Raw genomic sequence first — 9280 nt, forward strand, 5'->3', positions numbered from 1 at the left:
CCCTTCGCCCTACGTCAGGGGCCCGGCGTCCCCGGTCCTACGCCGCACCGCCCGGCCCCCTCGGCCCCGCGACCTAGGCCCACCGGACCGGGCACCCGCGGCCACCGGTCCGATCCGCGCTGTCACAGCCCGCCGGTACCGTGAGGACATGAGCCACGGTCCCCGGTCCGGCCTCGCCGCGGTGAGTTCCGCGTTGCTGGCCATGAGCAGGCATCTCGAGGTGCGCGACGTCCTCAAGACGATCGTCGCCTCGGCCCGCGAGCTGCTCGACGCGCAGTACGCCGCGCTCGGCGTGCCGGACGACCACGGCGGCTTCGCCCAGTTCGTGGTCGACGGGGTCAGCGAGGAACAGTGGAAGGCCATCGGCCCCCTCCCGCGCCAGCACGGCATCCTCGCCGCGATGCTGCACGAGGCCAGGTCCGAGCGCCTCGCCGACGTCCGCATGGACCCCCGCTTCGAGGGCTGGCCGAAGGCCCACCCCGACCTGGTCGACTTCCTGGGGCTGCCGATCCGCGACGGCGACGAGGTGATCGGCGCACTGTTCCTGGCGAACAAGAACTGTCCGAAGCCCGAGGGCAGCTGTGGCTTCACCGCGGACGACGAGGAGTTGCTCGGCATCCTCGCCCAGCACGCCGCGATCGCGCTGACCAACGCCCGCCTCTACGAGCGCAGCCGTGAGCTCACGATCGCCGAGGAGCGCTCCCGCCTGGCCCACGAACTGCACGACGCGGTCAGCCAGAAGCTCTTCTCCCTGCGGCTGACCGCCCAGGCGGCGGCCCGCCTGGTGGACCGGGACCCGACACGCGCCAAGGGCGAACTCCAGCAGGTGGCGGCCCTGGCCGCCGAGGCAGCCGACGAACTGCGCGCGGCGGTGGTCGAGTTGCGCCCCGCCGCCCTCGACGAGGACGGCCTCGTGGCGACCCTCCGGACGCAGATCCAGGTCCTCGACCGCGCCCACTCCGCCCGCGTGACCTTCGCCGGCCGCGGTGTGAAGGCCCTGCCCGCCTCCCAGGAGGAGGCCGTCCTGCGCGTCGCCCAGGAGGCCCTGCACAACGCCCTGCGCCACTCCGGCGCCGACCACGTCGACGTGACTTTGGACCGCCGCGGCGGCGGAGCAGTCCTGCGCGTCACGGACGACGGCGGCGGCTTCGACCCGAGCGCGGTCCGCCGCGAGGGCCGTCACCTGGGCCTGGTCTCCATGCGGGACCGGACGAGCGGGGCCGGCGGCACGCTGACCGTGGAATCGGCGCCCGGCAAGGGCACCACGATCGAGATGGAGGTCCCCGGTGGCTGAGGCGATCAAGGTGCTGCTCGTCGACGACCATCAAGTGGTCCGCCGCGGGCTGCGCACCTTCCTCGAGGTACAGGACGACATCCAGGTCGTGGGCGAGGCGGCGGACGGCGCGGAAGGAGTCGACCGCGCCGAGGAGCTGAAGCCCGACGTCATCCTCATGGACGTCAAGATGCCGGGCATGGACGGAGTCGACGCCCTGCGCCGACTCCGCGAACTGGACAACCCCGCCCGTGTACTGGTCGTCACCAGCTTCACCGAGCAGCGCACGGTGGTCCCCGCCCTGCGCGCCGGCGCCGCCGGATACGTCTACAAGGACGTCGACCCCGACGCCCTCGCCGGAGCCATCCGCTCGGTCCACGCCGGGCACATCCTCCTGCAACCGGAGGTCGCCGACGCCCTGCTGTCCCAGGAGGAGGCCAACTCGGGTCCGGCAAGAGCCGGTTCGCTCACCGACCGGGAGCGCGAGGTGCTCGGCCTGATAGCGGACGGCCGGTCCAACCGGGAGATCGCCCGCGCGCTCGTCCTCTCCGAGAAGACCGTCAAGACGCACGTCTCGAACATCCTGATGAAACTCGACCTGTCCGACCGGACACAGGCTGCACTGTGGGCCGTCCGCCATGGCGTGACCGGCTGACCGGCACGCCGCGCATCCCACGGCAGCACGGAAGGTTCCCTTCCAGGCAGAGATTCATACCGTCGTGGGAATGTCCCCCATACGGCGCATCCTCGATGGATCTCCGCCGTTCTCCAGTGCGTGCTGCGGCGCCTGCCGCGGCAATCGCAAGGAGGGCTCAGAAGTGAAGAACCTGAAGAAGGCCGCGGCCGTGACGATGGTGACCGGTGGCCTGCTGGCCGCGGGCGCGGGCATGGCCTCCGCCACCAGCGCGCACGCCGACGGCAAGGCCGTGGGCTCCCCGGGCGTCGTCTCGGGCAACCTCGTCCAGGCCCCGGTCCACGTCCCGGTCAACGTGTCCGGCAACAGCGTGAACGTCATCGGCGCCCTGAACCCCGCGTTCGGCAACCTCGCCGTCAACCACTGACGCTCCCCTCCGCCTCCGAGCCGGAGGCGCCCCGGCCTCCCAGCCCCACCTGGGAGGCCGCCCCGCTTAGCCTGCGGGCAGTCGTGCCGCTGGGGCGATGGGGGTCCCCCTGCTCGAGCGAAGCCGAGAGCTTGGGGGAGGGTGGGCGCAGGCGGCACCCCGCCACGCCGGGCTGCTCAACACCCGTCCTCAGCACCAACGCCGAGCACGATCACAACCGACAGTCACCGAACCCCCCGCTCCCGCTCCTCCACAACGGAGTTGTACGCAGCGACCTGCGCCCTACGCGCAGTCCGCTCCACCGGCCGCAACGCCTCCCGCCGAGCAAAGATCTCGGCCGAACTCACCGCACCCCCGTGCCCACTCTCCGTCGCCACAGCGATGAGCGTCCCCACCCGCTGCGCCAACTCCAGCACCCGCACCGCCCGCGACGGATACCCCGGCGCCAGCACCTCCCGCCCCCGCTCGGCCCGCGCTCGATACGCGTCGACCGCCGCCTCCGCCACCGGCCCCGACCCGGCCACATCCAGCCGCGTCAGCACCTCGGTCGCCTCCCGGAGGGCCTCCGCGAGTTCCCGCTCCGCCTCGCCCAGCGACGGCACATCCGCGGGCGGCGCCTCCCGCACGCGCAGCACGTGCCACACGACCTCGACGTGCACATCGCCTTCGGGCCCGGCCTCGTACACCTCCGGCACCAACCCGAACGCGGCCCCGTAACAGACCACGGCCTCCTCGGCGTCCAACGCCCGCGCATTGAACTCCGGCGGCCCGCTCAGCCCCAGCGGATGCCCCGGCGCGGGCAGCGCGACCCGCAGCCCGGTCACCCCGAGCGTCCGCAGCCGCCCCAGCGCGAGCGTCAGCCCGACCGGAGCCGACTCCCCGGGCAGCCCCTCCACCCGATGCACCGCGTCCTCACCGACGATGGCGAGCACGGCGTCGTCCGGTGAGACAAGTCCGGCCAAAAGGGCATTTCCCCAAGCTGCAAGACGTCCAGCGCGCGGTTCCGAGAGCATGCCCACACCCTAGGAGACTCCAAGGACCGGACCGAGGGAACGCCCGGTACGACCGGTGGCGTAGATTTCATGGAGGGCTGCGCCCACAGGCGCGGCGGACCGAGCCACAGGCGTACGCAACAGCCGAGACCGGCCACACTGCAAGGGGAGACAACGCGCTCATGAGCGATGTTCTGGAGCTTCAGGACGTATCCGTGGTCCGCGAGGGCCGGGCTCTGGTGGACCAGGTCTCCTGGTCGGTCAAGGAGGGGGAGCGCTGGGTCATCCTGGGCCCGAACGGCGCGGGCAAGACCACCCTCCTCAACCTCGCTTCCACCTACCTCTTCCCCAGCTCGGGCACCGCCACCATCCTCGGCGAGACCCTCGGCAAGCCCGGCTCCGACGTCTTCGAACTGCGCCCCCGCATCGGCGTGGCCGGTATCGCCATGGCCGAGAAGCTCCCCAAGCGCCAGACAGTCCTGGAGACGGTCCTGACCGCCGCGTACGGCATGACCGCCACCTGGCACGAGGACTACGAGGAGATCGACGAGCAGCGCGCCCGCGCCTTCCTCGACCGCCTCGGCATGAGCGACTACCTGGACCGCAGGTTCGGCACGCTCTCCGAGGGCGAGCGCAAGCGCACCCTGATCGCCCGCGCCCTCATGACCGACCCCGAGCTGCTCCTCCTCGACGAGCCCGCCGCCGGCCTCGACCTCGGCGGCCGCGAGGACCTCGTCCGCCGTCTCGGCCGCCTCGCCCTGGACCCGATCGCCCCCTCGATGCTCATGGTCACCCACCACGTCGAGGAGATCCCCCCGGGCTTCACCCACGTCCTCATGATCCGCCAGGGCAAGGTCCTCGCCGCCGGCCCGCTGGAGCTCGAACTCACCTCCCGCAACCTCTCCCTCTGCTTCGGCCTCCCGCTCGTCGTCGAACAGGTGGGCGAGCGCTGGACGGCCCAGGGCCTCCCGATGTCCTGACCGGGCTCCCGCACCCACAAATCCCAAAGTAAGAACGGCATTTCACACCACGGGCGCCCTGTCGGCGACGGGGCCCACGGACCTACCATGACCACGTGGACATCGACGCATGGCTGTGGTGGCTGATCGGCGCGACGGCGCTCGGCATCGCGCTCGTGGTCACCGCGATGCCCGAACTCGGCATGCTCGCGGTGGGCGCGGTCGCCGCGGCACTGGTCTCGGGCGTCTTCGGCGGCGAAGCCGTCGCCCAGGTCGTCGTCTTCGCTGTCGTCTCGACCGCCGGCATCGCGGTCGTACGGCCCATCGCGAACCGACATCGCGCCCAGCGTCCCCAACTCGCCACCGGCGTGGACGCGTTGAAGGGCAGACAAGCCGTCGTCCTGGAACGCGTCGACGCTTCCGGTGGCCGGATCAAGCTGGCCGGAGAAGTCTGGTCGGCCCGCGCCCTCGACACCGACCGTGCTTACGAAGTAGGCCAGGAAGTGGATGTCGTGGACATCGAGGGAGCCACCGCGATCATCATGTGACCTCGCACGACGTAACTGAAGAGAACCTCTCGCGAGGTACGCGACGGTCTGTCAGACTCGACCAGCAAGATCTTCGACAACCATAAGATCTGCCGAAGGCGCCGAGGCGGAGAGAGGTACGGGGAACGACGATGGAACCGGTCATCATCGTCCTGATCATCCTGGTGGTGTTGGTCTTCATCGCCCTGATCAAGACGATCCAAGTCATCCCACAGGCCAGCGCGGCCATCGTCGAGCGCTTCGGCCGCTACACGCGGACACTCAACGCGGGCCTCAACATCGTCGTCCCGTTCATCGACACCATCCGCAACCGCATCGACCTGCGCGAACAGGTCGTGCCCTTCCCGCCGCAGCCGGTGATCACCCAGGACAACCTGGTCGTCAACATCGACACGGTCATCTACTACCAGGTGACCGACGCCCGCGCCGCCACCTACGAGGTCGCCAGCTACATCCAGGCGATCGAGCAGCTCACGGTCACCACGCTGCGCAACATCATCGGCGGCATGGACCTCGAGCGGACCCTGACCTCCCGCGAGGAGATCAACGCGGCCCTGCGCGGAGTCCTCGACGAGGCCACCGGCAAGTGGGGCATCCGCGTCAACCGTGTCGAACTCAAGGCGATCGAACCGCCCACCTCCATCCAGGACTCGATGGAGAAGCAGATGCGCGCCGACCGCGACAAGCGCGCGGCGATCCTCCAGGCCGAAGGTGTCCGGCAGTCCGAGATCCTGCGCGCCGAGGGTGAGAAGCAGTCCCAGATCCTGCGCGCCGAAGGTGAGGCCAAGGCGGCCGCCCTGCGCGCCGAGGGCGAGGCCCAGGCCGTCCGCACGGTCTTCGAGGCCATCCACGCCGGCGACCCGGACCAGAAGCTCCTCTCCTATCAGTACCTCCAGATGCTCCCCAAGATCGCCGAAGGCGACGCCAACAAGCTCTGGATCGTCCCCAGCGAAATCGGCGACGCCCTCAAGGGCCTCTCCGGCGCGATGGGCAACTTCGGCGGCATCGGCGGCGGTTCCGGCGGCAACGGAGGCACCCCCGGCGCCGCCGTCCCCGCCCAGGAACGCCGCGAGAAGCCGTCCATCGACTGACACCACCCACAACGCAACGTTCCCCGCACCCCCTTCCTCTCAGGGGCGCGGGGAACCGCGCGATCAGCCACAGTCAGCCGCAAGCCGACAGACCACCGCGGCCGCCATGGCGCTGGGTCACGCCGCGTCCAGCACCAGCCAATCCGGCAGCGACGCAAAGTCCTCCTGCGCCAGCGCGAGCAACATCGCATCAGCCGGCGTCGGCTCGAACGGCTCCCGGAGCAACGGCATACCCGCCTCGACAGGAGTCCGATTCGCCTTCCGGTGATTGTCCTCCGCGCATGAGGCCACCGTGTTCAGCCATGTGTCCTGCCCACCCTGCGACCGCGGGACCACGTGGTCCACGGTCGTCGCCCGCCTCCCGCAGTACGCGCACCGGTGCCGGTCCCGGACCAGCACACCCCGCCTCGACCACGGTGCTCGTCTTCGGAACGGCACCCGTACGTACTGGCAGAGCCTGATCACCCGCGGCGCGGGTATGTCGACCGCGGCTCCCCGCATCCGCAGTTCGGGGTGGGCCTGCTCGACGACGGCCTTGTCCTGAAGCACCAGAACGACGGCTCGGTTCAGCGTCACCGTCGACAGCGGCTCGAAGCTCGCGTTGAGTACCAGCGTGTCCCGCATACCAGCCCACCTCCCGTGTGCACCGGCCCACCCCCTGGCGGGCTGGGATCAACTCTGGCCGGGCACGCCGAGATGGACAACGCAATATCTGCTGCTCCCACGGGGGGTGACCCCCGTGCCCCCGGCAACAAAAATGCCCGCTCCTGATCAATTCCAAGACCAGGAGCGGGCAAACGTTGCGTGAACGCCGAGATCGCTCAGCAGCAGGGCTCAGCCTTCGGCGGGCACCTCGTACTCGCCGATGAGCTGAGCCCGCCCGAGGGTGTGGAACCGCAGGTTGAAGCCCACGGCGGCCGGACTGGCGTCCGAGTCCGGACCGAGCTTCTCCTGGTCCACGGCGTACACCGTGAACACATACCGGTGCGGACCGTCCCCGGGGGGCGGCGCGGCACCACCGAAGTCCTTGCTGCCGAAGTCGTTCCGGGCGTGGATCGCACCCTCGGGCAACCCCTCGAAGCCGCCGCTGCCCGCACCCGCGGGCAGCTCGGTCACCGAAGCCGGGATGTCGAACACCACCCAGTGCCAGAACCCGCTGCCCGTCGGAGCGTCGGGGTCGTAGCAGGTCACGGCGAAGCTCTTGGTCCCGGGCGGGAAGCCCTCCCACCGCAACTGCGGCGAGGTGTTGCCGGCCGCGTGGACCTGAGCGTCCTGAAGCGTCGCCCCTTCCTCGATGTCCTTGCTCGTCACCGTGAACGACGGCACGGGCGGATGGAAGTCGTGGGGGAGCGGCCGCCGCTTGAGCTCGGTCACCTCGGTACCTCCTGATCGGTTCTTGCAGTCACCCCGAGCCTAGAACCAGTTCCGCTTGCTGCCGACCTCGGACAGCCACTGGTTGAGGTACGCGGTCCAGTCGGTCCCCTGGTAGTCGTTCAGCCCCACCTGGAACGACCGGAACGTGTCGCTGCCCTCGCTGAACAGGCCCGGCCTCTTGTCCATCTCCAGCACCACGTCCATGGCGTGCTCGTCGGCCACGAAGCTCAGCTCGACCTGGTTCAGCCCCCGGTACTGCTGAGGCGGGTAGAACTCGATCTCCTGGTAGAACGGCAGCCGCTGCCGCGTACCCCGGATCGCACCGCGCTCCATGTCGGCGTTCTTGAACCGGAACCCCAGCTGGATGAACGCGTCCAGGATCGCCTTCTGCGCCGGCAGCGGGTGCACGTTGACCGGGTCCAGGTCACCGGAGTCCACCGCACGGGCGATCTCCAGCTCCGTGGACACCCCGATGTTCATGCCGCGCAGCGCCTGCCCGTCGATCATCGTGATCGGCGTCTCCCACGGGATCTCCAGCCCGAACTGCACCGCGTGCACCGCGCCCGCCTGCAGCTCGAAGGCCCCGCCCAGCCGCGACTTCGTGAACTCGATGTCCTGCTTGTACTCCTGGTCGCCGCTCTCCACCTCGACCTTGGCCTGCAGCCCGACCGAGAGCCCCTCGATCTGCTGGTTCACGGACCCGCCCTGGATCCGCACCTCACCCTGGACGACACCGCCCGGCACGACGTTGACCTCGTGCAGCACCGTCTCGACCGAAGCCCCGCCGGCCCCCAGGCTCGCGAGCAGCTTCTTGAACGCCATGTCTCTCCCTCTCGCCCACTACGGGTGAATCCCTGATCACTACAAACGCGATCCGGCCGTGGCCGGTTCCGTCCTCACCCTGGCAAGGCGCGTGCCCGGTCGCCACCCCGCCGCGCCACCCGTCTTTAGTACCCTCGGACGCCATGATCGCGACCCCCGACCGTACGCCCTTGCCCAGGGAGTTCTTCGCCCGACCCGTCCTCGATGTCGCCCCCGACCTCCTCGGCCGCATCCTGGTACGCAGCACCCCGGACGGTCCGATCGCCCTCCGCCTCACAGAGGTCGAGGCCTACGACGGTGAGAACGACCCCGGCTCCCACGCCTATCGCGGCCGTACAGCCCGCAACGGCGTGATGTTCGGTCCGCCCGGGCACGTCTACGTCTACTTCACCTACGGCATGTGGTTCTGCATGAACCTGGTGTGCGGCCCCGAGGACAAGGCGAGTGCGGTCCTGCTGCGCGCGGGCGAGATCATCGAGGGCGCCGAACTGGCCCGCACCCGTCGACTCTCGGCCCGTAACGACAAGGAACTGGCCAAAGGCCCGGCCCGCCTGGCCACCGCCCTGGGCGTGGACCGCTCCCTCGACGGCACCGACGCGTGCACCTCCGAGGAGACCCCCCTCCGCATACTGAGCGGAACCCCCGTGCCCTCCGACCAGGTACTCAGCGGCCCCCGCACCGGTGTGGGCGGCGAGGGCGCCGTGCATCCCTGGCGCTTCTGGATCGCCGACGACCCGACGGTGAGCCCCTACCGTGCCCATGTCCCGAGGCGCCGCCGAAGTTGACGCGCCCTCGCGGGATGCGTAATGTAGCCCGAGCCGCTTGAACGGGTATGGCATTCGCCAGCAGCCGGAAGCGGCCAACCCACTACCTAGCTACACCCCCTCAGCAGGGGCGAATCCGGCGTGCCCGCATGCCGAATTCGACGCCGACGGACTCGATTATGAGTTGGACGGCGAATCGGTTAACGTAGTGAATGTCGAAAGGCCGACGAGCGAAAGCCAAGGCATTCCGGCAAAACCCGCCGACAGGGAATCGGATCGGAAAGATCTGATAGAGTCGGAAACGCAAGACCGAAGGGAAGCGCCCGGAGGAAAGCCCGAGAGGGTGAGTACAAAGGAAGCGACCGTTCCTTGAGAACTCAACAGCGTGCCAAAAGT

Annotated in this window: 11 protein-coding genes; 7 read left to right on the forward strand and 4 right to left on the reverse strand. The window is 69.6% G+C overall.

Annotated elements, in window-relative coordinates; genetic code table 11:
- Window positions 1-148 precede the first annotated feature (148 nt).
- The 3 genes from ABEA82_RS36635 (at window position 149) to ABEA82_RS36645 (ending at window position 2334) form a co-directional block, all read left to right on the forward strand.
- Window positions 149-1294 (forward strand): GAF domain-containing sensor histidine kinase, encoded by a 1146-nt coding sequence (locus tag ABEA82_RS36635; RefSeq protein ID WP_345666085.1) that lies wholly within the window; start codon window positions 149-151, stop codon window positions 1292-1294.
- Entirely contained in the window at window positions 1287-1928 is a 642-nt protein-coding gene (locus ABEA82_RS36640) for a response regulator (RefSeq protein ID WP_345666086.1), read from the forward strand. Before ABEA82_RS36635 ends, ABEA82_RS36640 begins: the two co-directional genes overlap by 8 nt.
- A 163-nt stretch (window positions 1929-2091) precedes the next feature.
- Complete coding sequence (locus ABEA82_RS36645; RefSeq protein WP_345666087.1) at window positions 2092-2334, forward strand: chaplin; 243 nt, start codon at window positions 2092-2094, stop codon at window positions 2332-2334.
- Between the two features lie 224 nt (window positions 2335-2558).
- On the opposite strand, the gene ABEA82_RS36650 is transcribed toward ABEA82_RS36645, so the two are convergent.
- A complete protein-coding gene (locus tag ABEA82_RS36650) occupies window positions 2559-3347 on the reverse strand; it encodes a hypothetical protein (protein ID WP_345666088.1) in 789 nt (262 codons plus the stop codon).
- 161 nt (window positions 3348-3508) lie between these two features.
- Between ABEA82_RS36650 and ABEA82_RS36655 the strand changes: the two genes are divergently transcribed.
- The 3 genes from ABEA82_RS36655 (at window position 3509) to ABEA82_RS36665 (ending at window position 5924) form a co-directional block, all read left to right on the forward strand.
- Window positions 3509-4306: an ABC transporter ATP-binding protein gene (locus ABEA82_RS36655; protein WP_345666089.1), complete on the forward strand. Its 798-nt coding sequence runs from the start codon at window positions 3509-3511 to the stop codon at window positions 4304-4306.
- Window positions 4307-4401: 95 nt separating this feature from the next.
- Window positions 4402-4833: an NfeD family protein gene (locus tag ABEA82_RS36660; RefSeq protein WP_345666090.1), complete on the forward strand. Its 432-nt coding sequence runs from the start codon at window positions 4402-4404 to the stop codon at window positions 4831-4833.
- A 131-nt stretch (window positions 4834-4964) separates the two neighbouring features.
- Entirely contained in the window at window positions 4965-5924 is a 960-nt protein-coding gene (locus ABEA82_RS36665; RefSeq protein WP_003989289.1) for an SPFH domain-containing protein, read from the forward strand.
- A 117-nt stretch (window positions 5925-6041) separates the two neighbouring features.
- On the opposite strand, the gene ABEA82_RS36670 is transcribed toward ABEA82_RS36665, so the two are convergent.
- From ABEA82_RS36670 to ABEA82_RS36680, 3 genes are all read right to left on the reverse strand, one after another.
- Window positions 6042-6548, reverse strand: coding sequence for an HNH endonuclease (locus ABEA82_RS36670; RefSeq protein ID WP_345666091.1), 507 nt, complete (start codon window positions 6546-6548; stop codon window positions 6042-6044).
- A 210-nt stretch (window positions 6549-6758) separates the two neighbouring features.
- Window positions 6759-7298 carry a YbhB/YbcL family Raf kinase inhibitor-like protein gene (locus ABEA82_RS36675; protein WP_345666092.1) on the reverse strand — a complete coding sequence of 180 codons (540 nt, stop codon included), beginning with the start codon at window positions 7296-7298 and terminating at the stop codon, window positions 6759-6761.
- Window positions 7299-7337: 39 nt separating this feature from the next.
- Window positions 7338-8120, reverse strand: coding sequence for a sporulation protein (locus tag ABEA82_RS36680; RefSeq protein ID WP_345666093.1), 783 nt, complete (start codon window positions 8118-8120; stop codon window positions 7338-7340).
- Between the two features lie 143 nt (window positions 8121-8263).
- Between ABEA82_RS36680 and ABEA82_RS36685 the strand changes: the two genes are divergently transcribed.
- Window positions 8264-8905 (forward strand): DNA-3-methyladenine glycosylase, encoded by a 642-nt coding sequence (locus tag ABEA82_RS36685; protein WP_345666094.1) that lies wholly within the window; start codon window positions 8264-8266, stop codon window positions 8903-8905.
- Window positions 8906-9280: the final 375 nt, after the last annotated feature.

This window comes from Streptomyces venetus (assembly GCF_039540295.1).
In the GTDB taxonomy this organism is placed as follows: domain Bacteria; phylum Actinomycetota; class Actinomycetes; order Streptomycetales; family Streptomycetaceae; genus Streptomyces; species Streptomyces venetus.

Excerpts from the sequence above, each read along its gene's own strand:
- ABEA82_RS36655 (WP_345666089.1), top strand. The coding sequence starts at position 3,509 with ATGAGCGATGTTCTGGAGCTTCAGGACGTATCCGTGGTCCGCGAGGGC.
- ABEA82_RS36680 (WP_345666093.1), bottom strand. The coding sequence starts at position 8,120 with ATGGCGTTCAAGAAGCTGCTCGCGAGCCTGGGGGCCGGCGGGGCTTCG.
- ABEA82_RS36635 (WP_345666085.1), top strand. The coding sequence starts at position 149 with ATGAGCCACGGTCCCCGGTCCGGCCTCGCCGCGGTGAGTTCCGCGTTG.
- ABEA82_RS36670 (WP_345666091.1), bottom strand. The coding sequence starts at position 6,548 with ATGCGGGACACGCTGGTACTCAACGCGAGCTTCGAGCCGCTGTCGACG.
- ABEA82_RS36685 (WP_345666094.1), top strand. The coding sequence starts at position 8,264 with ATGATCGCGACCCCCGACCGTACGCCCTTGCCCAGGGAGTTCTTCGCC.
- ABEA82_RS36650 (WP_345666088.1), bottom strand. The coding sequence starts at position 3,347 with ATGCTCTCGGAACCGCGCGCTGGACGTCTTGCAGCTTGGGGAAATGCC.
- ABEA82_RS36665 (WP_003989289.1), top strand. The coding sequence starts at position 4,965 with ATGGAACCGGTCATCATCGTCCTGATCATCCTGGTGGTGTTGGTCTTC.